This is a genomic window from Ciceribacter sp. L1K22 (assembly GCF_017599385.1).
Classification (GTDB): Bacteria; Pseudomonadota; Alphaproteobacteria; order Rhizobiales; family Rhizobiaceae; genus Allorhizobium.
Map to the genome: position 1 here is coordinate 2,462,357 of NZ_JAGFPK010000001.1, position 26,350 is coordinate 2,488,706.

The following is a 26,350-nucleotide window of genomic DNA, read 5'->3' on the forward strand; positions in this document are numbered from 1 at the left end:
AGCTTAGAGGTAGTCACATTCACAACCTTTGACTTCGATCAATTTACTGGTAGATTCACGACAACAAGCAAGACGGTGAAGAACCCGTGGAAATGGGTCATTTGGTCACGTCCGTCGCGAGTCGTCTCGACGCGGCTTGCCGGCGTGTTTAAGAGGGTGGAAAAACCATGGACGCGCAGAAAATGGACGCGCAGAAGAGAGCCCCCATCGATCTTGAAGCTCCTGTCGTGTGCCGGGCCTGCGAAGCTCGGCATGGCGGTGTATGCTCGACCTTGACCTCGGCACAGCTTCTCGAACTCAATCGTCATTCCACGCGCCGCAAGGTCGAAGCCGGTAACGAAGTTATCGGCCAGGGCGAGTCGATCGACAGCTATTCGAACATACTCCGCGGTGTCGTGAAGCTGTCGAAGATGATGGCCGATGGCCGTCAGCAGATCGTCGGCTTGCAGTTCGCACCCGACTTCATGGGACGACCTTTCATACACGAAAGCACCGTGACCGCGGAGGCCGCGACGGACGCGGAGATATGCTCTTTCCCAAGAGCTCTGATCGACCGCATGGTCGCCGAGGCGCCGGATTTCGAACGGAAGCTGCACGACCAGTCGCTCAAGGAATTGGACGAAGCCCGTGACTGGATGCTCACGCTCGGCCGCAAGACGGCACAGGAAAAGGTGGCGAGCTTTCTCCATCTGATCGCCAGCCATGCTGACCCGATCAGGGGACATGTCACATCGTTCGACCTGCCGCTTTCCCGCGCCGACATCGCCGATTTCCTCGGCCTGACGATCGAAACCGTGTCGCGCCAGATGACCAAGCTGCGCAAGGACGGCATCATCGTCATCGAGAACAACCGGCACGTCACGGTTCCGAACCTCGAGCGGCTTCGGTACGCCTCCGGCAACGACTGAACCGGTCGCGGCTATCTGCGGCCCGGTTCAGCTCTAGTCCAGCGCCGTCAGCGCGTGATCACGATGCGCGTATTTGCAAGACCATTCTTCTGAGCCATCGCAAAGAGCTGAGCCGCATTGTCCGGATGCAGTCGCACGCAACCGTGCGAAGCGGGACGACCAAGGCGCTTCAGGTCGAATGTCGCGTGAACCGCGTAGCCGCCCTTGAAGAAGATCGCGAATGGCATCGGTGCATTGTCGTACTTGCGCGACCGGTGGTTCTTCGAAAGCCATTTCGCCGAATAACTGCCGGTTGGCGTGACGTAACCTTTGCGGGCCGTCGAGACTTTCCATCTGTATTTGACGATGCCGTTCTGGCTGACGGTCATCATCTGGTCGGAAATGCTGATGCGAGCTACGAGGCTCGCGGCTTCGGCGATCGCCGGCTGCATCTGAAGGCAAAGAAAGGCCGTGGCGACCATAAGCAACTTGCGCATGTTTTCCCCTCCGTTTTACCCCTTGCCGGGTTTTGGCGCTGCTCAAGATAGTAAAAACAGCGCTACACTCCGTTAAGGCGTATCGGATCGAAACAGTAAAGCGGGTTGCTAGACTTTTAAGGGATCGGGTGTCAGAGCGCCGTGACGGCGAAGATGGCAAGCACAAGCCCAGCCGTGACGCTGCAAGAGGCCCAGAACAGCCGCGTTGCGCGATCAATGTCCACGGCAGAGGCATCGGCGCGTCCGGCGCCGTTGATCATCGGCTCGCTGACCAGGTCGCCGCCATAGACGCGTGGACCGGCGAGCCTGAGATCGAGCGCGCCGGCGAAAGCCGCCTCGGGCCAACCGGAATTGGGCGAGCGATGCAGGCCAGCATCGCGACGACCGACGCTGAAGGCACGCGACATGGCCGCGCGCCCTGCCGTGAACAATGCGCCTGCGGCGATGATGAAGAGCGACAGCCGCGCTGCCGGCCAGTTGGCCAGATCATCCAGCCGTGCTGCCGCCCAGCCAAACGCAAGATATTTCGGGCTCTTGTGGCCGATCATCGAATCCGCCGTATTGAGCATCTTGTAGGCGAATATCCCGGGAAGGCCGCCGACGGCATACCAGAAGGCCGGCGCGACCACGCCGTCGGCGAAGTTTTCCGCAAGGCTTTCTATGGCAGCCCGGCAGACCCCGGGCTCGTCCAGCGTCCTGGGATCGCGCCCGACGATCAACGATACGGCGCGACGGCCGCCCTCCAGCCCGTCCTGCCGCAAGCCGTCAGCCACGGCACCCACATGGTCTGCGAGACTTTTCTGGGCAAGCAACACCGCAACGACCACGATTTCGACGAGAACGCCGAGAACATGGAGGTGCGACAGCAGTGCATGAAGGACAAGACCTGCAAGGCCGCTGCCAATCACGAGAACCGTGGCAGAGACCAAACCGTTGAGGCGCCTTTGCTCGGCGGGGAGTTCGTCGCGGTTGAAGCGGACGTCAAGGAAAGAGATTGCCGCGCCGAAGAGCACCACCGGATGCTTTACCTTTCCCCACAGCCACGGTGGATCGCCAATCAAACGATCGGCGATCAGGGCGAGGAACAGCAGAGGCAGGTGCGACATCTCAGGATTTTCCGAAAGCAGCGAGCGCTGTCGCCAGCCGGGCTTCGGAGGTCTCGTTCGGGGTCAGTCCGAACCGAAGCCAGGTCGGCGCATAGTCGAAGGGGCGCGTCAGGATATGGTGGCGGCAGAGGTGTTCGTAAAGACCGCGGGCGTTGTCGTGGCGAACGAGCACGAACAGGTTGGTGCCGCCGACGATCTGAAGGCTTGCGGTCTCCAGCACACGCCGCAGACCCGCATGTCGTTCGGAAATGACGGCCCCAAGTGCACGCGTGTCCGCGCGAAGAAGTACGGCGGCCACCGCCAAGGCCGGCCCCGACACTGACCACGGACCCAGCCAGTCCGACATCGTCGCGGCCCGCTCGGCACGCGTGAAGACGAAACCGAGCCGGACGCCCGCCATGCCGAAGAACTTTCCGAACGAGCGGAAGACAATGAGATTGTCGTGTCGGGCAACGAGCGGAACCAGGCCGGCGCCGCTCTCGGCGTCTGCAAAGGCCTCGTCGACCACCAGGAGCCCGTCGGAGGCCCCGAGCCGCGACGCGACATCCTCCAGCAGGGACGCGTCGTATCGACGACCATCGGGATTGTTGGGGTTGACGACGACCAGCAGCCCGTGCCGGTCAGGATCGACGTCCTCCGGCCTGTCGAGACGATCGACCGGCAGTCCGGCGGCGGCAAGCGATCGCTCGTATTCGCCATAGGTGGGCCAGACGACGGCCGCCCGCTTTGTCGCTCCAACCAGTCGGGGAAGAAGCTGGATCGCGGCCTGCGTTCCGGGGACGGCGAGCGGAAGCAACGCACCGGAACCATAGAACGTCCGTGCAGCCTCGCAGGCGGCCTCTACGAGGGACCTGTCCGGCAGACGGTGCCATGCCTCGGCAGGTATGACAGGCAGATCGGGCGGACACGGATTGATGCCCGTCGACAGATCCAGCCACGCGTCCGGGGTACCACCGAAGCGGGCGACAGCCGCCGCGATCGCTCCACCATGCGCGATCGGAGCGCTCATGGCGCGTGGCTCTCGATATCGATCAGATGCAGGAAAGAGCCTGCGACCCGGCCGCGCTGCCTCCCGAAGGTCCCGAGTTCGCTGCCAAGGGCGTCGACGGCCGAAAACAGCGGCTCGCCCTCGCCTTCCGACACGACCGTCGCATAGTGAAATTCGTGGGCGGTCATCGGCGCGTCGAAGAAGGCTCCCACCGGCGTCACCCGACGATAGCCGAGATGACGGGACCGTGTCTGGAAGCTCGTCACGACGGGAAGCAGACCGAGCATTTCGTGCCGCTCCCCGCTCGCGTCGATCAGCCCCTCGCCCATCACCATGTAGCCCCCACACTCGCCGAAGATTCGCGCGCCGCGATCGCGGGCTGCGAGCACGCCGGCACGGAAGGTTGATGCGGCTGCGATCCTGCCCGGCTGCAGTTCGGGATATCCGCCGGGAAGATAGACGGCATCGACGTCCGTGGCCGGTGCTTGGTCTGCGAGCGGAGAGAAGAAAGATATCTCCGCGCCCCGCCGACGCCAGCCCATCAGCATGTGCTCATAGGAGAAGGCGAAAGCCACATCCCTCGCGACCGCGATCTTCTGTCCGAGCGGCGGCAACCGGTCGATATTGGCCTCTGACGGCCGGTCTGGAATGTGCCGCGCCGCACGCAGCAGCATGCCGAGATCGCATTCCGCCGCCACGATCTCGCTCGCCTGCTCGATGAACCCGTCGAGTTCCGCATGTTCGCCGGCCTGGACGAGGCCCAGATGACGCTCGGGGATTTCCAGCACCTTGTGCGACCGGATGACGGCGAAGACCGGCATGCGGATCTTTTCCATCGCAAAGCGCAGCATCTGTTCGTGCCGGTCGCTGCCGACCCTGTTGAGGATGACCCCAACGATACGGGTATCGACACGGTAATTGGCAAAGCCGCTGACAAGCGCGGCAATCGAATGCGAGGCCCGTGCGCAATCGACCACCAGAACCACAGAAAGGCCGAGGATGGAGGCAAGGTCCGCCGCAGATCCCGAACCGTCGGCCGCTCCGTCGAACAGACCCATCATCGCCTCGATCACCAGCGTCTTGCCGCCGCTGGCGTGGAGCGCGGCATTCGCCAGCAACAGCTCGCGACGCATGCCCCAGGGGTCGAAATTGAGACAGAGCTCACCGCTTGCCGCTGCGTGAAACGCGGGATCGATGTAATCAGGCCCCGCCTTGCCCGGCGCGATCGCATGACCGGCCTTCCTGAGCGCCCGGAGTAGCCCGAGCGTCACCGTCGTTTTCCCCGAGCCGGTTGACGGCGCGGCGATCATCAATCCACTCATGCACTGTCCTTCTGGGCCCGGTCCGCGAACGGATCGGGCTGCAATGTGCGCCCGGCCATGGCGCCAAGCCAGTCGAGCGATGGCCTCAGCCGCACCACTTCGCCGACAACGACGATCGCCGGCGGTTCGAGCCCCGATGCCTCGACCGCCTGGGCCGCCTCGACGAGCGTGGTTTCCAGCACCCGCTGCCGCGCGGTCGCTGCGTCGCAGACAAAGGCAACAGGTTCGTCCGCACGACGACCCGCGGCGATCAAAGCGTCAGCGATATGCCCGATATGCTTCATCGCCATGTACATCACGATGACAGGCGAACCGCGTCCGATCGCCTCCCAGTCGATTCGGTCTGGCACGACACCCGACGAATCATGGCCTGTGAGGAAGGTCACCGCGTGATTGACCTCGCGATGCGTCACCGGGATGCCTGCATAGGCAAGACCGCCAATACCGGCGGTGATGCCCGGAACGATGCGGAACGGAACGCCATGCTCGACGAGTGTCAGCGCCTCCTCCCCACCTCGGCCGAAGACGAAAGGATCGCCGCCCTTCAATCGCAGAACACGCTTGCCGGCGCGCGCGAGCTCGACCAGTCTCAGAGAGATGTCACGCTGCTTGGCCGACGGCTTACCACCACGCTTGCCGGCATACTCAAGCTGCGCCCCAAGCTTTGCGAGCTTCAGGCAATCATCGTTGACCAGCGCGTCATGGACGATCACGTCCGCCTCCGACAAGGCCTTGGCGGCGAGCAGCGTCAGGAGACCGGGATCGCCCGGCCCCGCGCCCGTGAGCCAGACATGGCCGGGCAGCATCGAAGGCAGATGGGCGAAGGGATCGAACGTCATGGCCAAGCTCTATGCTCCGCATGTCGAAATTGCAATCTTTGACAGCGCTGCCGGTGCTTTCGCCCGACGGCCCGCTGGCCTATAACGACGCCATGAGCGCGCCGGTCGACAGTCCAGAACACGCAACAGCATCCGACGGTCGTCGGCCCGGCGGTCCGTTGCGCAAGGGCTGGACGACAGGCGCCTGCGCGACTGCCGCGACAAAGGCGGCGCTGACCGCGCTGCTCACCGGCGACTTTCCCGATCCCGTCATCATAACCCTGCCACGCGGCGAGACACCGGCCTTCTCGCTGGCCATGGAGCGGCTCGGCGACGGATTTGCAGAAGCTGGCATCGTCAAGGATGCCGGTGATGATCCGGACGTGACCCATGGCGCCACAGTAATATCCCGTGTGCGACGCCTTCCGCCCGGAAGCGGTATCCGCTTTGCCGCTGGCGACGGCGTCGGGACCGTCACACGCCCCGGCCTGCCGATCGGGGTTGGTGAACCCGCCATCAATCCCGTGCCGCGCTCCATGATGACGACGGAAATCGAGGCGATCTGCGCCAAGCAAGGGATCGCCGCCGATGTCGAGGTGACCATCACCATTCCGGGCGGAACCGAGATCGCCCGACAAACCTGGAATCCGCGCCTCGGAATCGTCGGCGGCCTGTCGATCCTCGGCACCACGGGCATCGTCAATCCGTTCTCGTGCGCCGCCTGGATCCACTCCATCCATCGCGGCATCGACGTGGCCCGCGCCATCGGCCTCACGCATGTGCTCGGCGCCACCGGTTCGACCTCGGAGAACGCCGCCCAGAAATTGCTTGGGCTTCCCCAGGAGGCCCTGCTCGACATGGGCGATTTCGCAGGCGGACTTCTGAAGTATCTGCGGGTCCATCCAGTGCCCCGCCTGACGATTGCGGGCGGCTTTGCCAAGATGGCGAAGCTGGCGCAAGGCGCCCTCGATCTGCACTCCTCCCGCAGCCAGATCGACATGGCATTTCTGGCATCTCTGGTGGAAAAAGAGCAACTGACTCAATCACTCAGCGACCGGATTCAATCTGCCAACACCGCGCTTGAAGTGCATGAAATAACGACGGAAAACGGAATTGACCTAGCGCCCGAAATCGCCGTCCGGGCACGGCTGACAGCGCTGGACACCTTGCGCGGCGCGCCTGTCTCCGTGGATGTGATCGTCACCGACCGCAAGGGACTTATCCTCGCCCATGCCATCTGATCATCCGATATCCGGGGCGAGCAAGATACTTATCCTGGGCGGGACCACGGAAGCCCGTGCGCTGGCAGAGCGTCTGGTCGCTGAAGGCTATCACGTCATCACCTCGCTCGCCGGCCGCACGGCGGATCCTGCAATCCCCCCGGGCGATATCCGCATCGGCGGCTTCGGCGGAGTGGACGGCCTCGTCCGCTATCTGCGCGAGGAAAAAATCACGAGGGTGATCGACGCCACGCACCCCTTCGCGCGACAGGTCTCCGAGAACACGGCCACCGCCTGCGCGGCGGCAGGTGTGCCACTGGAGAGGGTCGACCGTCCGCAATGGCAGCCGCAGCCCGGCGACCAATGGATCGATGTATCGTCGCTGACAGAGGCGGCCGCCGCCCTGCCCGCCGGCGCCACCGTCTTCCTCGCGCTTGGCCGACAGTATATCTCCGCCTTCGAGGGTCGTGACGACTGCCATTTCGTCGTCCGAATGGTCGACCGGCCCGAGCATCGGCTGCCGTTCCGATCTCACGACCTGCTGCTCGGCAAACCATCACCGGATGCAGCCAAGGAAGCAGCGCTCTTCACTCTATACCGCATCACTCATCTGGTGGCGCGCAACTCCGGTGGTGACGCGGGATACGGCAAGATTGCCGCCGCGCGCGCGCTCGGCATTCCCGTGATGATGATCGGCCGCTGAAACTGACTGCGGTTCGTTGAACGGGATGGTCCGGACTCGTGACTTTGCCGCCTGATCAGCCGATCATTCGGCAGCACGCATCGGCGCGCGGCTGAGGTCGTTGCCGGCTTCCACGGCCTTCCGGAGCAGACCAAGCAAGGTTTCCGCCTCGTCTTCGTCCAGTCCGCGCAACATCAGCGTCTGCGCGGAGCGCACGGCGGGCTCGATCTCCTTGAGTGTTTTCGCTCCGAGCGCAGTGACGCGCAGTTCCCGGACCCGCCGGTCACTGACGCTGGCCTGACGCGTCGCAAGGCCCTTCTGCACGAGACGGTCAACGACACCGGTGATTGTCGTCCGGTCGTAGGCGATCACGCCGGCAAGACCGGCCTGATCGATGCCTGGATAACTGTCTATAGCTGAAAGGGCCGCGAACTGGACGGGCGTGAGGTCGAACCCCAGCGCATTCGCCTCGGCATGAAAGACCGCGACCGCGATCTGCTGAAAGCGGCGGGCGAGATGGCCAGGCATGTGGTCGAAATCCTTCATCGTCGTTCCTCGCAAATTTTCTTTACAGTATACCGATAATATGTATGCTGATCAATAGGAGACGGGCGGAGGATTGCCCGTAATGGGAGGCTGGCGGGGACCATCGGGAACGGTGGTCACCCGCGAAGGAGGATCACACCATGCAGTTCCACCACAACGGTTTCAGAACGGGCGATCCGGATATCTCGGAAGCGCTCAGTGACGCAGAGCATAACCCCAACGCCTTGCCGCGCGAGGTGGACGTCCTGATCATCGGCTGCGGCCCGGCCGGACTGACGCTCGCCGCACAACTGTCCGCCTTTCCAGATATCCATGTCGCGATCGTCGATCAGAAACCCGGCCCTCTTGAACTTGGCCAGGCGGACGGTATCGCCTGTCGTACGATGGAAATGTTCAACGCCTTCGGCTTCGCAGAGCGTGTCCTGCGGGAATCGTACTGGGTCAACGAGACGACGTTCTGGAAACCCTCCGACGCCGATCGTAGCAAGATCATCCGACATGGTCGGGTGCAGGATGTCGAGGACGGGCTGTCGGAATTTCCGCACGTTATACTGAACCAGGCGCGGGTCCATGATTTCTACCTGGACATCATGAAAAAATCCCCTCGCCGCCTTGAGCCCCATTACAACCGCCGACTGTCCGACCTCACGATTTCCCCGGTTGGCGACCACCCCGTCACCGCCTCGCTGGAGGGGCCCGGTGCTGGTCACGAGGGAGAAACGGAAACGGTGAAGGCCCGCTACGTCGTCGGTTGCGATGGCGCCCGGTCCGGCGTCAGGAAGGCGCTGGGCCGCGACCTGAAGGGGGATTCCGCCAACCAGGCTTGGGGCGTGATGGACGTTCTCGCCGTCACCGACTTTCCGGATATCCGGCTGAAGGCACTGATCCAGTCCGAGGGCGAAGGTTCGATCGTGCTGATCCCGCGCGAGGGTGGCCATCTCGTGCGCATCTATGTCGAACTCGACAAGCTGGCGGAGAACGAGCGCGTCGCCACACGCGCCATAACCGTCGACTACCTCGTCGCCGCCGCGAACCGCATCCTCAAACCATACAGCATCGACGTGAAGCAGGTCGCCTGGTGGTCGGTCTATGAAATCGGCCAGCGGCTCACCGACAAGTTCGACGACGTACCGGAAAGCGAAGCGTCGTCGCGCACGCCCCGCGTCTTCATCGCGGGCGATGCCTGCCACACCCACAGCCCAAAGGCTGGCCAAGGCATGAACGTCTCCATGCAGGACACGTTCAATCTCGGTTGGAAGCTCGCCAACGTGCTCCGGGGCCATTCCGCGCCCGACCTGCTGCACACCTATTCGGCGGAGCGGCAGGCAATCGCCAGGACGCTCATCGATTTCGACCGCGAATGGGCGAAAATGTTGAGCGCGCCACTGAAATCCGAACGCAATCCCGACGGCGTGGAGCCTGCCGAGGTGAAGCGCTATTTCGTCGAGCACGGCCGCTATACCGCCGGCACCGCCACCGTCTACAGTCCCTCCATCCTGACGGGCAAGTCGACGTACCAAGAGCTGGCGAAAGGCTTCCTTATCGGAACCCGCTTCCACTCGGCGCCGGTGATCCGCCTCGCTGACGCCAAACCCATGCATCTCGGCCACGCCGCGAAAGCGGATGGCCGCTGGCGGATCTATGCCTTCGCGGACCGGGCTGGAGCCGCCAACGGCTCACCGCTTCACAAACTCTGCGAGTTCCTGGAAACCGACCCTGCATCACCGGTGGGTAAAGTTACGCCACGGGGTGCCGACATCGACTCGCTGATCGACCTGCGGGCCATCTTCCAGAAGGATCACCGCGACCTTGACCTCGAGACGATGCCGCCTCTCCTGATGCCGAGAACCGGAAAACTCGGCCTGCGCGATTACGAGAAGATGTTCTGCCCGAACCTCAAGGACGGACCCGATATCTTCGACCTACGCGGAATCGATCGCGACCGTGGCGCTCTGGTGATCGTTCGCCCGGACCAGTACGTCGCTCACGTCCTGCCGCTTGACGCCCACGGCGAGCTTTCCGATTTCTTCGCGGGCTTCCTGCTGCCGGCCAGTTAGCCGGCAGGATCTCACCAGGACGTGGTCAGTCTTCCTTGACCGACACGATCGTGTCGTGGATCAGCCGAAGCACGCCGTCCGGATCGATGCCTGTGCAGATCTTCTGACTGACGATGCCGTCCCAGTCGGACGGGCCGAAGCCCATGCCATCAGGCTTCTGGATCGTCTGGCCATCCGCCAGACCTCCGCAGACCACGCGCACCGCGCCGGACCGGGTGGTGAAAAGCCCCGGCGCCACGACATAGGCACAGGCGCAGCTGTCATGCACCACCATGCCGTCAGGCACGCGGCTTTCGTAAAACTTGATGTAGAACTGCGAGAGGTCGAAAAGCAGCCGTGCACGGCTGGAACCGGCCGCATCCCGGATATCGGCGAGTTGCTGGCGCGTCATCACTGTCTGCGTGGTCACGTCGAGACCGACGATCACGACGGGCCAGCTCGCGGTGAACACCACGTCGGCGGCCTCCGGATCGCCATGGATGTTTGCTTCCGCTGCCGGCGTCACATTACCGTTGATGTCGAAGGCGCCGCCCATGATCACGACCTCCTTCACAAGGCCGACGATCTCCGGATCCTCCTTCAGCGCATTGGCAAGGTTGGTCATCCGGCCGACGGCCACCAGCGTGACCTCTCCCGGATGGGCGCGGACGGTCTCGACGATGAACCGGTGCGCCGGACGCGGGTCAAGCGGCAGGTCGATCTCGTCGGGCACGCCGATATTGCCGAGACCATCGTCACCGTGAATGAATTTCGGCGGCTCGTGGCTGACACGGTGCGGAATAAAGGTCTCCCCCGCTCCCTTGGAAACCGGCGCGTCGATCTTCCATTCCCGTTTCAGGAACAGCGCATTGCGCGTCGTCATCTCGATCGTCGCGTTTCCGAACACAGTGGTGATACCGACAAGGTCGATGTCCCGGTGATGATGCAGGAAGAGGAGCGCCATCGCGTCGTCGACGCCGGGATCCGTATCGAAAATGACCTTGTGCATGAAGGGGAAGCCTTTCAGAAGTGAGCCGGCGTCTTATCGCAATCCCGTCAAACGGGAAAGCGATTACCGGGATGTCTCCGCAAACTCCGCCAGAAGGGCCGGAAACGCCTCCATCGGCGGGAACTGCTCGTAACTGTGCCGCACCGGCACCGTTACCCATGGCAGTTTTTCCGCCGCACAGGTCTCGATGAAGGGCGCAATTTCTGCGGTGTGATCCAGCATGCTCGACCGTATGTTGATCAACGGACCGAGCATGTCCGCCCGCGTAAAGATCCAGCTGAGGCAATGCGGACAGAAGTTGTGCTTCAGTTCGCCATGCATGCCGCCAATGACCGGATCGAGGCCCGTGATTTCCACCGAAGCCTCGGGAAAAAGCGCGCTGAGGGAAAACGCGCTTGCCGTCATCCGCTGGCAGCCTTTGCAATGGCACGCCATCGTCATCAACGGCTTGCCCTGCACCTTGAGACGGACCTGGCCGCAGCGGCACGCACCATGGGTAATGCTGTTTTCGTCCGTCATGCCTCGATCCTTTCACTGCGTTTGAAGCGACACCTGTTGACGGGGGGGTCACGACAGGCGACACAAGCCTCCGTCGCGATCTAGCACTCTTACCTGACGACAATCCAGCGGCGGAGAAAAATGTATCCGGCGGTCAGGACGACCAAGAGCCCGGACACGCGCAGCACCTGCCGGTCTATATCCGTCGAATAGGCGACAAGACCGAAAGCATAGACAGTTAGCCCGAGAGCCACATAACCGATCATCATGCGCCACCAGACTGGCGGAAAACCGGTCATCCAGCCGAGGATAACGCGGCAGACAGGCAGAGCCGGCAGACCCCATAACAGGATGTTGAAGGTCCACTGCCAGGCCGTGCCGCTGTCGATCACGGTATAGCCGAGCCAGCCGCGGAAATTGCGGATCCAACCGCTTCCCATATATACGGACAGGTAGAGAAAGAGGGACATCAACATGATGATGAAGCCGGCAACAAAGGCTGCAAGGAAGACCATGTACCGGCCGAATTCAGTCGTCACATGATAACCCCGCTGAATGTCCGGGCGCTCAGCCACCCACGGCCTTCTTTTTCTTGCCTACATTCCGCAGTACGTGACTGAAACCGGAATTGTAGAGGTCGCTGTCTCGGAATTCGACGTGCCCGAACACCCTGCCGACCATGATCAGCGCCGTGCGGGTGATCTTCGCCTTGCGCACCTCTTCCGCCATCCCCTTGAGCGTCGTGCGGATGAAGAGCTCGTCCGGCCAGGTCGAGCGGTAGGCGATCACCACCGGGCAATCCTCGCCGTAGTACGGTGTCAGCCTATCGCGGATATGGCCGAGATTGCGGATCGACAGGTGGATGGCAAGCGTCGCGCGCGACTTGCCTAGGATCTCCAGCGTCTCGAACTCCGGCATCGAGGATGCCTTCATTTCTGTACGGGTGACGATCACCGTCTGGGCGATCTCCGGCAGCGTCAGTTCCGTCTTCAGCCGCGCCGCCGTCGCAGCGAAGGCCGGCACCCCCGGCACGACCTCATAGGGAATGCCGAGCGCATCGAGCCGCCGCATCTGTTCGGCGATTGCGCCGTATATAGACGGATCGCCGGAATGGACACGCGCCACGTCCTCGCCGCGCGCATGCGCCGCCTCGATTTCGGCGATGATCTCGTCGAGATGCATGGGCGCCGTATCCTTGACGATGGCGCCTTCCGGTGCGGCCTTGACCGTCTCCTCCGGCACAAGCGATCCGGCATAGAGACAGACCGGGCAACGCTCGATAAGCCGCAGGCCGCGCACGGTGATGAGATCGGGGGCTCCGGGCCCAGCGCCGATGAAATAGACGGTCATGCCTCAGCTCCCTTCATTCCCGTATCCGCCTTTCCAGAATAGCCGCGCGGCGTGTAGACCCAGGTCTTGCCGTCGCCGGTCTTCACCGTCCGGCTTTCCGAAGAACCAACGACGACCACGGTCAGCATATCGACATCGTCGACATTGAGGTCGCCGAGCGGCACGGTGCGCACAGTCTCGCCCTCGCGGCCGAGATTGGTGGCAAGGATCACGGGCGTCGACGCCGGGCGGTACTCGAGAAGCTTGTCGCGCGCCCAGGCGAGTTGGGTACGACGCTTCATCGAAACGGGGTTGTAGAAGGCAATGACGAAATCGCCCTCGCCGGCCGCCCTCACGCGGCGCTGGATATGCTCCCACGGCGTCAAGAGGTCCGACAGCGAGATGGTGCAGAAATCGTGCCCGAGCGGCGCGCCAATGCGGGCGGCGGCGGCCTGCAGGGCCGATATGCCGGGCGAAACCTGCACCTCGATCCGGCTTGCCGCATCCGTGATGCCGCCCTTGTCGAACAGTTCGAACACCAGCGTCGCCATGGCATAGATTCCAGCATCGCCCGAGCAGACCAGCGCCACCGTCCGCCCCTGCCCCGCGAGCTCCATGGCATGCACGACACGGGCCTCCTCCTTGCCGAGGTCGAAATCGTGTCGCGTCTTGCCCTCGCCAAGCGGTCCCAGCAGGTCGAGATAGAGCGAGTATCCGACGAGATCGGTGGAGGCCGAGACCATCGCCGACACCTCGGGCGAGCGCCAGCCTTCCGAGCCGGGGCCGATGCCGACGACATAGAGCCTGCCCCGTGCCCGGCCAATCGATTGCGGATCGACAATATCGCTGGCGCGCGCGATGGAAGCGGTCGCCCCCTTCGACTTGATCTTTTCGACGACGAGTTCGCCCGAAACACCGACGGCAGCCAGAGCGGCCCCTTCGGCGACACCATGGCAACCGACTTCGGCGAACACGACATCGGAGGGGTTCTTAAGCCTCGTCGCCTCCGCCTCCAGCGTCTGCGCCGTGAAGAAGCGCGCGGGAATGCCGAAATGGCTGGCAACCGCATGGATCGCCGTCTCGTCGGCCTTGAGGTCGATCGAGCAGACGGCAGCGAGGCTGTCGCGGGAAAAGCCGCCGCTCTCCAGCGCCTGCTCGGCCAGCGCAATCGCCTCTTCGCTGGACGCATGTCGCTCGCAACCCATGCCGAGCACCAGCGTCTTCGGATGATAGACGAGCTCCATCGGCTCGGGCGTCTTTGTCTTGTCGGTCACGGTCAACGTCACACGGGCCTCATTGTCGAAAGGAAGTCGGGATTGAGTGAGCCAGGCGGCAACGGCCGGACCAGAGGCGCCGGCATCGATGGTCAGCCTCGCCTCGGCGCCAGCCACGAGCTCGGCCATCACAGCCTTTGCACCCAACGGATTGGCGAGCACATGACCAACCGGCGGCTGGTCCAGCGCAATGCCGAATTTCAGGTCTCCGGCTGTGGTGATCGCCGCGTGAGTACCGAGCCCTTCGGCGATCATACGTGCGAGATCGTTGGCTCCATGATGCCCGCCCAGCAGTGGCACCACGGAAGCTCCGTCCTCCGAGACAGCCAGCACGGGCGGTTCGCCCTGCTTGTCGGCCAGAACCGGCGCCAGAAGTCTTATGACGGCGCCTGACGCCATCACCGAAACGATCGGTCGACCGCCGGCGAAGAGTTGCCGAAGGTGTTCCTTGGGCGAAGCGAAGGACACATCAGCCGTCGTTACCCGCGCAGTCGCTCCATGCAGCTCGCCGCCGACGATAGCGGCAATGCGACGGCCGATGGCGGCCGCTTCCTCGGTTAACACCACGACAGCGGGAACAAGCCCGTTCATGCGCCAGCCTCGTTGTTGCCAAACGCCGGATGCCAGACCTCGCCACCCTTATAGATCAGGATCATAGAGAAATACGGCGCAGCGTCATCCGGCACTTCGTCGAGAGGCATCAGTTGCTGATTGTCGAGGCTGACGCGCTCGGCATAGGCCGCCTGCCCCATCAGTCCGAGCCGCTCGACCAGTGCCCGGATACGCGTGAAGTGCCGCCCGACCTTGATGATCGCCACCGCGTCGGCGGCTGCAATCCGAGCTTCCAGTATCTCATCGTCCAACGGTCCCGGCACGACGCTCAGGACGTCGTTGCGCGCCGCCAACGGTCGCTTGAGCGCCGAAGCCGCCGCCATCACCGACGAAACGCCGGGTACGATCTGGGTCGGATAGCGATCCGCTAGCCTCTCGAAAAGATACATGAAAGACCCATAGAAGAAGGGATCGCCCTCGCAGAGCACGGCGACATCCGATCCCGCATCGAGATGGCGCCCAATGGTCTCGGCGGCAGCGTCATAGACCTCCTGCGCAGGAAACCGCTCCACCCGCATGGGCATCACGACAGGCACTTCCAACTGGTACGCTCCGATATAGGAAGCCGCGATCTGGCGGGCGAAACTCGGGCCGGTATCCGGCGCCGGATAGGCGATCACAGGCGCGGCCGTCAGGATACGGTGTGCTTTCAGCGTGATCAGTTCCGGGTCGCCGGGACCAAGGCCAAGGCCATAGAGCTTGCCGGTCATTCCAACTGTTCCTTCTTCATCCCCCAGATCGTCACCGGCATCAGCGATTTCCAGCCACAATAGCGGCCGACCGGAGCGGAGCGGGACACCTGGAGGCGGACGAGATCGCCACCATGGAGACTGCGCAGATAGGCAATCTGCCCTTCCCCCTCGATGGTGACGGCATTGGCAACAAGAAGTCCGCCGGGTTTCAGCGCCTCGAAGCACGCCTCGAACACACCCTCATTGTTGATCCCGCCACCGATGAAGATACGATCCGGCGCCGGAAGACCATCGAGCGCGGTCGGCGCCAGACCTTCGACGATCTGCAGGTCGGGCACGCCCAACCGGTCGGCATTCTCCTCGATCATGGCGCGGCGTTCCGCCTTCGCCTCGATCGCGATCGCCTCGGTGCCCATGCCGCAGCGCAGCCATTCAACCGAGATCGAGCCGCAGCCGGCCCCGACATCCCAGAGCAGCGCATTGGGCTGCGGCTTCAGGAAGGACAGCGTGACCGCGCGGATCTCGCGCTTGGTGAGCTGTCCATCGTGACGAAAGGCATCGTCCGGCAGACCCGGAACGGGCGGCAGCACCGCGCCATCGCCGGCGACATCGATGCCGAGCGTGTAGAAATCGTCGATCTCGGGCTTTTCCGCCGCGAAATCCTCGGCGGTCATCCGCACGATCCGTTCCGCCGCGCCGCCGATATGCTCCAGCACGGTCAGGACAGATGCTCCGAAGCCCGCGCCGACGAGACGGTCGGCCACCTCGCCAGCGGTATGCCGGTCGCCGGTCAGGGCCAGGATGCGAGCGCCAGGCATCATGTGGCGGGCAAGATGCGCGACGGGGCGGCCATGCAGCGAAATCTGCGCCGTCGTCTGCAGTGGCCATCCCAGTCGCGAGGCGGCCAGCGAGAAGGCCGAGGGCGACGGGATCACATGCATCTCGCGGGCGGAGACGTACCGTCTCAGCGTCGCGCCGATACCGAAATGCATCGGATCGCCGGTCGCCAGAACCGTGACAGGCGTGCCGCGCAAAGCCAGCACCTGCTCCAGCGTATCGCGAAAACCGCCGGACCAGTTGAGCATGCGCTTCAGGCCGGGAAGCTGGCTGCCGGACAGCACCGCGTCCAGCCGTTCGCCGAGCACGATGGTCTCCGCCTGCCAGAGCAGCGATTGCGCCTCCGGCGTCAGGCTCGCAAGCCCGTTGTCGCCGATGCCGATGACGGTGAGCCAGCGGCCCGTCTGCTGTTCAGACATTGGTGCCAAGCCCTCCCGCCAGCGCATTGATAGCGGCCGAAGCCATGGCCGAGCCGCCGCGCCGTCCGCGCACCGCGATATAGGGAATGCCGCGACTGTCCGCGATCAGGGCCTCCTTGCTTTCCGCCGCCCCGACGAAGCCGACCGGGAAGCCGAGGATGACCGCCGGCTTCGGCGCGCCCGCATCGATCCGTTCGAGTAACCGGAACAGGGCTGTCGGCGCGTTTCCGATCGCCACGACCGCCCCTTCCAGCCTGTCGTCCCAGAGATCGACCTGCGCGGCGGAGCGCGTGTTGCCGATCTCCTCCGCCTTCGGCCGGACCCGCTCGTCGTTCAGCAGGCAGACGACATCGTTGTCGGCCGGCAGCAGCCGGCGAATGACCCCGTGGCGCACCATCTCCGCGTCGACCAGCACGGGCGCGCCCTTTTCAAGGGCCGCTGCCCCGGCCTCGAACGCGCCCTCGGAGAAAGCAATGTCGCCGGCCAGATCGACCATGCCGCAGGCGTGGATCAGCCGGATGACCAGCGGGTGAAGCACGGCGGGAAAGCGACCAAGATTAGCCTCGGTACGGATCGTCTCGAAGGACTTTTTGTAAATCTCGGTGGGATCTCGAATGTACTCGAGGTGCCTGCCTCCCGGCGGTGCGGATTCAGAAGCGTCAACGGCAACAGACAGCTCTCGATGACCAATACCCAAAACCCAGCCTTCCTCGGCAACCGATGTCGCGACTTCCTCTTCGGTCAACATCGCCGGACGACCGAGAAGCGTCGCGAGCCGACCATCCGCATCGAAACGACAAAAGGCTTCGGCCACCGCCCTCACCTGCGCCGCGTCCCTCACCTCGTCGCCGTCAGGCAGGGCAAAGAGCGACGGATAGATTTCGGCAAACACGAAGGGTTTGTCGAAGCGCGTCGTGAAACCGGTCTCAAAGGGCCAGACGGCGATTTTGTCTTGAAGCCCACCTTCATCGAGAAAACGCGAGAGGCATGCGATCCCGAGCAGCGTCTGGCTGCCGACGGAGCCGTTATAGGAGAGCTGCCAAACCGACTTCGCGCCCTTGGCGAACTGCTCCGAGCGGCGAAAGGCAAACGGCGCGCCTTGTGGCGCCGGTGGCTTCGTATCGCTCAAATCGGCGTAGACATGCTGGTGAGGGCGACCCCAAAAGCGCGGCTCTCCCGGAAAATAGGTCGCGTTCCAGCGGGAAGCCAGGTCGAAACGGTTGTTGGTATTGTCCGGCCCGTCCTCGATCTCCGCGGCGATCTTGCGCCACAGGGAACGCCAATCGGCCTTGCCGGTCAGCCGCTCCGCCGTGCCGGCGGGGTAGCCAAAGGCAAAGTCAAAGCCGCAGAGAAGGCATTCGCCCTTTGCAATCGCTTCCCGCACGATCTGATCGAGTCGCAGCATGAAGGCGTGACGGGTCGAAAAATTCTCCAGCCATTCGATCGCGGTCCCATCGCCCTCGCGCCGGGCGAGGCACGCCCAGAGCGAGTTGCGGCCGGTCGCCGGTTGCCCGGCGCCCGACCAGTCGACGATCAGGATGCGATCGAACAGCGCCATTACTTTTTCTTCTGCATCGACTTCGGCCCCAGCGGATGGTCCGCGTGCGGGTACGGCGCATGATGGTGGTGATGATCGTGGCCGTGACTGTGACCATGCGAATGATCATGCCCGTGATGGGAATGATCGTGGCCGTGGTCGTGCGAATGGCCGTCATGGTGGTCATGATGGCCATGGTCATGGCCGTGATGACCGCAACCGCAGTTCGGTCCGTGCTCGTGTCCGGCGAACTTGCCGCTCGACGGCGCGTCCATCACAGCCTGCAACTCGGCATCCACCGCCTTGTCCGCGAGCGCTGCATATTTGCCGCCGAGCGTGAAGGAGGCAGAATAATCGAAGGCCGGTTCCAGATCGTGCGGCTCGGCATGCGAGTGAACCGGCGTCCAAGGAAGACCATGTTCCCGGCAGAAATCAGGATCGCGACAGGAGGCATCGCAGTCACCCTTGCACGGACAGTTTTCCAAGCCCCCGCCGATCCCCTCGACATGATGGTGATGGCTCTCCTGGGGCTGGCCGATATCCGCCTCGAAGCCGAGCACCTGCTCGCGGTACTTGCACATCTGGCAGTTCATGACCGCGGCGCCCTCGAGGATTTCCTTGACGCGATCCTGGAAGGCATCGAGCACCAGCGGGTGGTCGTTGAGATAGCTCGCCTTGACGAACTGGATCTCCGGATGCCGCGCGGCCACCTCGTCGGTATAGCTGTAGATGCGCTTCACCAGCACGCCGGTGAACAGGAAGTACGGGAAGACGATGATGCGCTTGTAGCCGAGCTTGGCCGCGTGCGTCAGGCCCGGTTCGACCAGCGGGAAGGTCACGCCGGAATAGCAGGTCTCGCCCCAGCCGAAGCCCATGCCTTCCCAGAGCATGCGCATCACCTTGGTGGCGTTCGAGTTGGCATCCGGATCGGAGGAACCGCGACCGACGACCATCAACAGCGTGTCATGCTTCTCGACGAAGCCGAGTGTCTCGTTCGCCTCGTCGACGGCCGCCTGAATACGGTCACCGGCGGCGCGGATCATCTTCAGGTCGATGCCGAGTTCGCGGCCGTAGTTGATCACCATGCCGGGGTTCTGAGCTTGGTAGGTATTCAGCACCGACGGGATGTCGTTCTTGGCATGGCCGGCCGCAAACAGCATGCCGGGAACGGCGAGCACCCGCGTTACGCCCTGTGCCTTGAGGCTGTCGAGCCCGGCGGCGATGACGGGATTGCAGAATTCGAGGTAGCCGTACTCGACCGGCATGTCCGGATTGCGGGCGCGCAACGCCTCCGCGATCACGGCGAATTCCTTCGCCGCGTTCTGATTGCGGCTGCCGTGGCCACAGACCATGATTCCGAGTTTTTCCGCCATAGATAAGGCCTCCCTGCTTCGTTGCACCATGTACGAAGCGCCGGAATCACTCGATGATTCCATGGCCTTTACGGACAGCTCCGGAATTGGCCCCCTGCTTGGGTCGGCCGCACCGGACTATTTCCAGCCTGTCGAACAGGCGCCGTCGCACATGGCACGAGCTTTATCCAACCAGGCTTGAGGGGTCAAACCCGTTTGCGCCGTATTGTGTGGAGGATGCGCCGATTGCGACATTCACCCGAAAGCGGAACGGTTGCGGGCGCGACCGGTTTGGGGCAAGAGAGGCAACCTGTCGCAGCGTTCCGGAATTCCCGTGGTCGAACTCGCTTTTGAGAGCATCGCTCTCCTTTTTCTCGCCGCCTTCATTGCAGGCTTTGTCGATTCCATCGCCGGCGGCGGCGGTCTCATCACCATTCCGGCCATGCTGATCGCCGGCATCCCGCCTCTCCAGACGCTCGGCACCAACAAGCTGCAATCCATGTTCGGTTCGGCGTCCGCCACCATCGCCTATGCTAGGCGTGGCCATGTCGATCTCAGGAGCCAGCTGCCGATGGCGGTCATGGCCTTCGCCGGCGGAGCGATCGGTGCGGTGATCGCAAGCTTCGTGCCGGGCAATGTCTTGCGCGTGCTCATGCCGTTTCTGCTGATGGCGATCGCGCTTTACTTCGCGCTTAAACCGAATCTCTCGGATCAGGACCGCCACCAGCGGATGACGCCCTTCGTCTTCTGTTTGACATTCGTTCCCCTGATCGGCCTCTACGACGGTATCTTCGGCCCTGGCACCGGTTCTTTCTTCATGCTGGCTTTCGTCTCGCTCGCCGGATTCGGCATGCTGAAGGCGACGGCTCACACCAAGCTCCTCAACTTCGGCTCCAACCTGGGCGCCTTCGTCGTCTTCACCTTCGCCGGTGTGATCCTCTGGAAGATCGGCCTGTTGATGGGGCTCGGTCAGTTCTTGGGTGCGCAGGCTGGCTCTCGGCTGGCAATGAGAAGCGGCGCAAGGCTGATCAAGCCGCTGTTGATCATCACCTGCCTGGCGCTGGCTGTTCGGTTGCTGATGGACCCGACCAATCCGGTACGGGTCTGGGCGGGTTTCTGAATTCCATCAGTATCGAACGATCTGGCGGTCACACTGGCGGATGATCTCGACGCGCGGGTCGTAGAGCGGCGCGCGGTACTCGATGTAGTATTCGTCGCAACGGACAGGACGCACCGCCACGGAGGCGGGGGCCACGACCGCCGCCGCTCGCTGCTGGACGACCACGGGCCGTTCCGTCTGGTAGAGCATGTCCGCCCCCACCGCAGGGCTTGCGCCAATCACCAGCAAGACGATCGCGGACGATAGCAGAACGCTTTGAATGACCCTCAGCATGGTGCGGCTCCTGTTGCAGACGTCTCGTAAACACGCGTGGCGCCGGGAGGTTCCCTTATAAGTTCCGGTTCAAAACTCGACGCCCACCTGCGCCTTGATCCCGGAGCGGAACGGATGCTTGACCAGTTCCATCTCGGTGACGAGATCGGCGATTTCGATCAGCTCTTCCTTGGCGTTTCGTCCCGTCAGGACAACGTGGGTCATGTGCGGCTTTTCGGCGCTGAGAAACTCCACCACTTCGCCGATATCGATGTAGTCGTAGCGGATCGCGATGTTGATCTCGTCGAGCAGCACCATGGAATTGCTCTCGTCGCGGATCAGGTCTTTCGCCTTCTCCCAGGCTGCCTTCGCCATGGCGATGTCGCGCGCCTTGTCCTGGGTTTCCCAGGTGAAGCCCTCGCCCATCGTGTGGAACTCGCAGACATCGGAGAAATGCCGCAGGATCAGGTCGCGTTCGCCGGTCGACATAGCGCCCTTGATGAACTGCACGACCGCGCATTTCTTGCCATGGGCGATATGGCGGAAGATCATCCCGAACGCAGCCGACGACTTGCCCTTGCCCTTGCCGGTATGGACGATGACAAGACCCTTCTCGTCGGTCTTCGTCGCCATGATCTTTTCGCGGGCGGCCTTCTTCTTCGCCATCTTTTCCGCGTGGCGGGCCAGATCGTCCGTTTCCGGCTTGATGTCCTCGGTCATGTATCGCTCCCGCTATCGTCAAATGTCTTTGCATACCAGATACGCTGTGGCGCCTGGCCGGTTTTCGGAAGGCGGCCGATCTCGGCATAGCCTTCCCGTAGATAGAAGCGTGGCGCCTGAAACTCGAACGTATCGAGATAGACGCCGGCGAGCCTATCGTTGCGCGCCATGTCCTCCGCCGCCGCAAGAAGCTTGGCACCGACGCCGCGGCCACGCGCGTGTTCGCTGACGCCGAGCAGCTTCACGTAGAGCCAGCCCTGCAGCCGCGCGCCGACCAGGCCGCCGAGCATCGTCCCGTCCGGAGCACTCGCACGGATATGGACGCGTTCGCTGACGAACGGCCTGCCTAGCGCCAGCGCGGCCTCGTCAAGGATGCCGTCGACGGCGGTGACGAATTCGTCGACACCGTCCCCGGTCACCTCTGCAATCAGGATGTCAGTTGTGTCAAAGGCCATTTCAGTGCTCGTTCTTCGGCAGGCCGTCGACGACATGCAGCCAGCCCACACGCTCGCTCCAGAAGTCATGAGCCTTGGGCACGATAGCGGACGGATCGTCGAGGCAGGCGATGTAAAGATCGATCTCCGCCGGTCGTCTTTCCGTTTCATAGGACATCGGCGAACCGCACGTGCCGCAAAAGCCGCGCGTGACACCGGGTGACGATACGAACCGCCTCAAGCTCGCGCCGGAGAGTTCGGCATCCTTCCGCGCCACCGTGAAGAAGCTCGCGACGCCGGACGAGGTCGCCCGGCGGCAGCTCTCGCAGTGGCAGTGGTTGGCGTTGAGGACAGGCCCCGACACCGACAGCCGCACGGAACCGCAGAGGCAGCGACCGACAAGCTCAGTCATGACACGCTCCCTTCCAGAACGATTTCGGAAAGCGAGAACTTGGCGGAATTGCTTCTCGGCGTCCACAGTCCGCGCTCAATCGCCTCGATCAGCCGCTCGGCAAGTTCCTTCAGCGCCGGGGCGTTCTTCTCCGCCATGAACGCGCGCACGCGCTCATCCATCAGAAAGGCTTGGTAGACAGCCTCGAAGTGGTGGTCGCGCACGGCCCCTGTCGTCGCTGCGAAGGCGAACATGTAGTCAACAGTCGCGGTGATCTCGAAAGCGCCCTTGTAGCCGTGCCGCATCACGCCCTCGATCCACTTCGGATTGACGACGCGGGCGCGGACCACCCGGCCAATCTCTTCCTCCAGCGAGCGGATCACCGGCTTTTCCGGCCTAGAGTGGTCGTTGTGGTAGACGGCGGGACGCCCTCCGGCGACGTGCTCGATCGCCGCCGTCATGCCGCCCTCGAACTGGTAGTAATCGTCGCTGTCGAGCAGGTCGTGCTCGCGATTGTCCTGGTTCTGCACGACCGCCTGCACAGAGCGCAGTCGTTCCTCGAACAGGCCGCGCTCCGCCTTGCCCTCGACATCCGCGCCATAAGCATAGCCGCCCCAGACGAGGTAGGCCTCGGCCAGATCGCCGCGCCGCTCCCAGCCCTTTTCGTCGATCAACGCCTGCAGGCCGGCACCGTAGGCGCCCGGCTTCGACCCGAACACCCTGTATCCCGCTTGCCGCGCCGCCTGCTTCGCGTCGAGCCCCTCGGCCTCCAGCTTTTCCGTTTCCGCGCGAACGCGCGCCGCGACCGGATTATCGCCCTCGTCTTCATCCAGCGCGGCAATGGCCCGGACAGCCTTGTCGAACAGCGCGATCTGCTCCGGAAAGGCATCGCGGAAGAAGCCGGAGATGCGCAGCGTCACGTCGACGCGCGGCCGCCCGAGCATCGCCATCGGGATCACCTCGAACCCCGTCACTCGCCGGGACGCCATGTCCCAGACCGGTTTGACGCCAATCAGCGCCAGCGCCTGGGCGATGTCGTCACCACCGGTACGCATGTTCGACGTGCCCCAAGCGGTGAGTCCGAACGATGTCGGCCAGTCGCCGTGGTCCTGCACATAGCGCTGGATCAGCAGTTCGGCGGACTTTCGGCCGAGCTCGTAGGCCACCGGTGTCGGCACCGCCCTACTATCGACGGAGTAGAAATTCCTGCCCGTCGGCAACACGTCCGGCCGACCCCGCGTCGGCGCCCCGGAGGGACCGGGCGGCACGAAGCGGCCGTCGAGGCCCTTGAGAAGCCCCGCGATTTCGGCGGCGCCCGACTTCACCACCGCTGGCTTGAGACGCGTTTCGATTTCGTCAAGCACGACCCGTGTCGACACCCAGTGGTCTGGCGCGTCGATCTCCGTCGCCACAAGGTTCGCCGCCAGCAGTTCTATCCGCTCGACCGTATCGCCATTGGTGCGCCACGGCTGCTCGTCGAGCTCGGCGAGAATCACGGGTTTGGGTCCGGTCCACGGTTCGGACATGACGCAATCGAGAGGGTCGAAAGCGACGCCATTGGCGCTCAGATCAAGGTCGTCGGCGATCGCCCGCTGGAGACTCCGGTCTCCGCCCTCGCCCAACCCGCGCGGCACCCGCGCCAGAGCCACGACGAGATCGGTCAGCAACCGCCCCTCCGGCGCCAGACCGAACACGTGCAGCCCATCTCGGATCTGCATTTCCTTGAGGTCGCAGAGATAGGCGTCGAGCTTTTCGAGCGCCGTGTCCTCAGCCTCGCCCTTGCCGATCCCGACATCCTGGTCGAGACCGATGTCCGCGATGAGGTCGAGGATCTGCTTCTTCAGCAGCTTCAGACGACGCGGATCGCCGCCCGCCGCCTCGTAATATTCGTCGACCAGCACCTCGAGATCCTTCAGCGGACCGTAGCTTTCAGCCCGCGTCAGCGGCGGGGTCAGGTGGTCGATGATGACGGCCGAGGTGCGCCGCTTGGCCTGGGTACCCTCGCCCGGATCGTTGACGATGAAGGGATAGAGATGCGGCAGCGGGCCGATCACGGCTTCCGGGTAACAGGTCTCCGACAGCGCCAACGCCTTGCCCGGCAACCATTCGAGATTGCCATGCTTGCCCATGTGGATCATCGCATCGACCCCAGCGACCTTCCGCAGATAGGCGTAGAAGGCGAGATAGCCGTGTGGCGGAACGAGGTCCGGAGAGTGATAACTCTCCTTCGGATCGATGTTGTAGCCGCGCGCCGGCTGAATGCCGAGGAATACGTTGCCGAAGCGGGTGAGTGGCAACGCGAATGCTCCATCCTGAAAGAAGGGATCGCCTTCCGGTCCACCCCATCGAGCCGTGATCTCTTCTTGAATCCGCTTGGGAAGAGATTCGAAAAACGCTATGTAATCATTCAAGGAAATGACATCGCGGATTTCCCGCCCATCACGCGCGGCATTGGTCGGCCCGGCCATCATATGCGCCATCAGCGCATCGCCATCCGAGGGTATGTCGGCGACCGAATAGCCTGCCGCCTTCATCGCCCTCAGCACCTCGACGGTGCCGGCGGGCGAGTCGAGGCCGACGCCATTGCCAAGCCGGCCGTCGCGGTTCGGGTAGTTCGCCATGATCAGTGCCACGCGGCGGTCCGCCGCCGGCGTCCGTCGCAGCCTAGCCCAGCGCGCGGCAAGCTCGGCGACGAAAGCCATGCGGCCGATATCGGGCTCGTGGCTGACGATATTGGTCTCGACCGTCTCATCGAACCGCGCTGCCGCCTTGAACGACACGGCCCTCGTCATCACCCGCCCGTCGACCTCCGGCAACGCCACATGCATCGCAAGGTCACGTGCCGAAAGGCCCTGAGACGATTTTTCCCAAGCGTCCAGAGCGGAACTCGAGAAAATCGCCTGCAGCACAACCGCCCCGCTCTCGTCGAGCACGGTAGACGGATTTTCACTGCCGGGCGCCGAAACCGCGAATCCGGTGACGTTGATGACCACGTCGGGCGCCACCTCGGCGAACACCGCCCGCAGCGTTTCTACCGATACCGGGTCCTTGAGAGATCCCACGAACACCGGCAAGGCACGCATGCCCTGCGCTCGCAGCGCCTCCACCATCGCCGCGACTGGCTTGGTTTCGCCGCTCTGCACGAGCGCGCGGTAAAAACAAATCGCGGCGATCGGCGCCGTTGATCCTGCAGCCTTTTTCCACCCTTCCACGCCGACGACACCCCGGCCCGGCCACCAGATACCCGCCTTCATCAGCGGAATGGCCGGTGCCGGCTGCACGCCTTCTCCAATGAGGAAAGCGGCAAAGTCTAGGAACGCCCGTGCGTTCTCCGCCCCACCCTCGATCAGGTAGGACCACAGATTGGCAAGGTTATCCGGCCCGACAGTCGAAAACGGCGCCAGCCCTTCATCCGGTTTGTCATCTCCCGGCAGCACGGCGATCTTCGCGCCGCTCCGCCGAGCGGCGGCGTGCAGCGCCTCTAGCGCATAGTGAAAATAGCTCGCCCCTCCGAGCGCCCTGACCACGATCAGCTTCGCATGCCGAGCTGTCCGCTCGACATAGGTATCGACCGACATCGGGTGCTTGAGGCTCATCAGGCTCGCCAGCCGCACGGATGGCCCGCCCTCACGGCCAGCAGCAGCGGCCGCGATCGCCGCGAGCTCCGTATCGGCCGCAGACAGGAAGAGGATGTCGCCAGGCGTCTGCCCGAGATCGATCGCCTCCTCCCCGTCGCTGATCGAGCCTTTCTGGGCGAGCAGAAGATGCATCG

Annotated in this window: 25 protein-coding genes; 5 read left to right on the forward strand and 20 right to left on the reverse strand. The window is 63.5% G+C overall.

Going from position 1 to position 26,350, the window contains the following annotated elements:
* Positions 1–182: 182 nt before the first annotated feature.
* Positions 183–908, forward strand: coding sequence for a Crp/Fnr family transcriptional regulator (locus tag J5J09_RS12310; protein WP_208553558.1), 726 nt, complete (start codon positions 183–185; stop codon positions 906–908).
* Positions 909–955: 47 nt separating this feature from the next.
* On the opposite strand, the gene J5J09_RS12315 is transcribed toward J5J09_RS12310, so the two are convergent.
* From J5J09_RS12315 to cobA, 5 genes are all read right to left on the reverse strand, one after another.
* Positions 956–1,384 carry a L,D-transpeptidase gene (locus tag J5J09_RS12315; RefSeq protein WP_208551198.1) on the reverse strand — a complete coding sequence of 143 codons (429 nt, stop codon included), beginning with the start codon at positions 1,382–1,384 and terminating at the stop codon, positions 956–958.
* Positions 1,385–1,515: 131 nt separating this feature from the next.
* Positions 1,516–2,490 carry an adenosylcobinamide-phosphate synthase CbiB gene (gene cbiB, locus J5J09_RS12320; protein ID WP_208551199.1) on the reverse strand — a complete coding sequence of 325 codons (975 nt, stop codon included), beginning with the start codon at positions 2,488–2,490 and terminating at the stop codon, positions 1,516–1,518.
* Position 2,491: 1 nt separating this feature from the next.
* Positions 2,492–3,499: a threonine-phosphate decarboxylase CobD gene (gene cobD / locus J5J09_RS12325; RefSeq protein ID WP_208551200.1), complete on the reverse strand. Its 1,008-nt coding sequence runs from the start codon at positions 3,497–3,499 to the stop codon at positions 2,492–2,494.
* Positions 3,496–4,800 carry a cobyrinate a,c-diamide synthase gene (locus tag J5J09_RS12330; RefSeq protein WP_208551201.1) on the reverse strand — a complete coding sequence of 435 codons (1,305 nt, stop codon included), beginning with the start codon at positions 4,798–4,800 and terminating at the stop codon, positions 3,496–3,498. Before J5J09_RS12330 ends, cobD begins: the two co-directional genes overlap by 4 nt.
* Positions 4,797–5,639, reverse strand: a complete 843-nt coding sequence (cobA, locus tag J5J09_RS12335; RefSeq protein WP_208551202.1) for a uroporphyrinogen-III C-methyltransferase — start codon at positions 5,637–5,639, stop codon at positions 4,797–4,799. Before cobA ends, J5J09_RS12330 begins: the two co-directional genes overlap by 4 nt.
* Positions 5,640–5,668: 29 nt before the next feature.
* Between cobA and J5J09_RS12340 the strand changes: the two genes are divergently transcribed.
* Both J5J09_RS12340 and J5J09_RS12345 read left to right on the forward strand, forming a co-directional pair.
* Positions 5,669–6,859, forward strand: coding sequence for a cobalt-precorrin-5B (C(1))-methyltransferase (locus tag J5J09_RS12340; RefSeq protein ID WP_246745833.1), 1,191 nt, complete (start codon positions 5,669–5,671; stop codon positions 6,857–6,859).
* Positions 6,849–7,541, forward strand: coding sequence for a cobalt-precorrin-6A reductase (locus J5J09_RS12345; protein WP_208551203.1), 693 nt, complete (start codon positions 6,849–6,851; stop codon positions 7,539–7,541). The genes J5J09_RS12340 and J5J09_RS12345 overlap by 11 nt, the downstream gene beginning before the upstream one ends.
* 63 nt (positions 7,542–7,604) lie before the next feature.
* On the opposite strand, the gene J5J09_RS12350 is transcribed toward J5J09_RS12345, so the two are convergent.
* Complete coding sequence (locus tag J5J09_RS12350; RefSeq protein ID WP_208551204.1) at positions 7,605–8,066, reverse strand: MarR family transcriptional regulator; 462 nt, start codon at positions 8,064–8,066, stop codon at positions 7,605–7,607.
* A gap of 140 nt (positions 8,067–8,206) precedes the next feature.
* Here J5J09_RS12350 and J5J09_RS12355 point away from each other — a divergent pair, with 140 nt between their 5' ends.
* Positions 8,207–10,123, forward strand: coding sequence for an FAD-binding monooxygenase (locus J5J09_RS12355; protein ID WP_208551205.1), 1,917 nt, complete (start codon positions 8,207–8,209; stop codon positions 10,121–10,123).
* Between the two features lie 25 nt (positions 10,124–10,148).
* Here the strand turns inward: J5J09_RS12355 and J5J09_RS12360 are convergent, their stop codons facing one another.
* The 9 genes from J5J09_RS12360 to J5J09_RS12400 form a co-directional block, all read right to left on the reverse strand.
* The gene (locus J5J09_RS12360; protein WP_208551206.1) at positions 10,149–11,111 is read right to left on the reverse strand and encodes a nucleoside hydrolase; all 963 of its coding nucleotides are present in this window, start codon (positions 11,109–11,111) and stop codon (positions 10,149–10,151) included.
* A gap of 63 nt (positions 11,112–11,174) precedes the next feature.
* Positions 11,175–11,630, reverse strand: a complete 456-nt coding sequence (locus J5J09_RS12365; RefSeq protein WP_208551207.1) for a GFA family protein — start codon at positions 11,628–11,630, stop codon at positions 11,175–11,177.
* A gap of 89 nt (positions 11,631–11,719) precedes the next feature.
* Positions 11,720–12,184 (reverse strand): hypothetical protein, encoded by a 465-nt coding sequence (locus J5J09_RS12370; protein WP_208551208.1) that lies wholly within the window; start codon positions 12,182–12,184, stop codon positions 11,720–11,722.
* Complete coding sequence (gene cobM / locus J5J09_RS12375; RefSeq protein WP_208551209.1) at positions 12,177–12,959, reverse strand: precorrin-4 C(11)-methyltransferase; 783 nt, start codon at positions 12,957–12,959, stop codon at positions 12,177–12,179. Before cobM ends, J5J09_RS12370 begins: the two co-directional genes overlap by 8 nt.
* A complete protein-coding gene (gene cobJ / locus J5J09_RS12380) occupies positions 12,956–14,803 on the reverse strand; it encodes a precorrin-3B C(17)-methyltransferase (RefSeq protein WP_208551210.1) in 1,848 nt (615 codons plus the stop codon). The genes cobM and cobJ overlap by 4 nt, the downstream gene beginning before the upstream one ends.
* Positions 14,800–15,534 carry a precorrin-2 C(20)-methyltransferase gene (cobI, locus tag J5J09_RS12385; RefSeq protein WP_208551211.1) on the reverse strand — a complete coding sequence of 245 codons (735 nt, stop codon included), beginning with the start codon at positions 15,532–15,534 and terminating at the stop codon, positions 14,800–14,802. Before cobI ends, cobJ begins: the two co-directional genes overlap by 4 nt.
* Positions 15,531–16,772, reverse strand: coding sequence for a precorrin-6y C5,15-methyltransferase (decarboxylating) subunit CbiE (gene cbiE / locus J5J09_RS12390; RefSeq protein WP_208551212.1), 1,242 nt, complete (start codon positions 16,770–16,772; stop codon positions 15,531–15,533). Before cbiE ends, cobI begins: the two co-directional genes overlap by 4 nt.
* Complete coding sequence (locus J5J09_RS12395; protein ID WP_246745964.1) at positions 16,765–17,448, reverse strand: precorrin-8X methylmutase; 684 nt, start codon at positions 17,446–17,448, stop codon at positions 16,765–16,767. Before J5J09_RS12395 ends, cbiE begins: the two co-directional genes overlap by 8 nt.
* A gap of 881 nt (positions 17,449–18,329) precedes the next feature.
* Positions 18,330–19,682, reverse strand: coding sequence for a sirohydrochlorin chelatase (locus tag J5J09_RS12400; RefSeq protein WP_208551213.1), 1,353 nt, complete (start codon positions 19,680–19,682; stop codon positions 18,330–18,332).
* Positions 19,683–19,995: 313 nt separating this feature from the next.
* Here J5J09_RS12400 and J5J09_RS12405 point away from each other — a divergent pair, with 313 nt between their 5' ends.
* Entirely contained in the window at positions 19,996–20,781 is a 786-nt protein-coding gene (locus J5J09_RS12405) for a TSUP family transporter (RefSeq protein WP_208551214.1), read from the forward strand.
* A gap of 6 nt (positions 20,782–20,787) precedes the next feature.
* Here the strand turns inward: J5J09_RS12405 and J5J09_RS12410 are convergent, their stop codons facing one another.
* From J5J09_RS12410 to cobN, 5 genes are all read right to left on the reverse strand, one after another.
* The gene (locus J5J09_RS12410) at positions 20,788–21,054 is read right to left on the reverse strand and encodes a hypothetical protein (protein ID WP_208551215.1); all 267 of its coding nucleotides are present in this window, start codon (positions 21,052–21,054) and stop codon (positions 20,788–20,790) included.
* 69 nt (positions 21,055–21,123) lie between these two features.
* Positions 21,124–21,753, reverse strand: coding sequence for a cob(I)yrinic acid a,c-diamide adenosyltransferase (gene cobO, locus J5J09_RS12415; protein ID WP_208551216.1), 630 nt, complete (start codon positions 21,751–21,753; stop codon positions 21,124–21,126).
* Positions 21,750–22,208: a GNAT family N-acetyltransferase gene (locus J5J09_RS12420; protein ID WP_208551217.1), complete on the reverse strand. Its 459-nt coding sequence runs from the start codon at positions 22,206–22,208 to the stop codon at positions 21,750–21,752. Before J5J09_RS12420 ends, cobO begins: the two co-directional genes overlap by 4 nt.
* 1 nt (position 22,209) lies before the next feature.
* A complete protein-coding gene (locus J5J09_RS12425; protein ID WP_208551218.1) occupies positions 22,210–22,599 on the reverse strand; it encodes a GFA family protein in 390 nt (129 codons plus the stop codon).
* Positions 22,596–26,348: a cobaltochelatase subunit CobN gene (gene cobN, locus J5J09_RS12430; protein ID WP_208551219.1), complete on the reverse strand. Its 3,753-nt coding sequence runs from the start codon at positions 26,346–26,348 to the stop codon at positions 22,596–22,598. Before cobN ends, J5J09_RS12425 begins: the two co-directional genes overlap by 4 nt.
* Between the last annotated feature and the right edge of the window lie 2 nt (positions 26,349–26,350).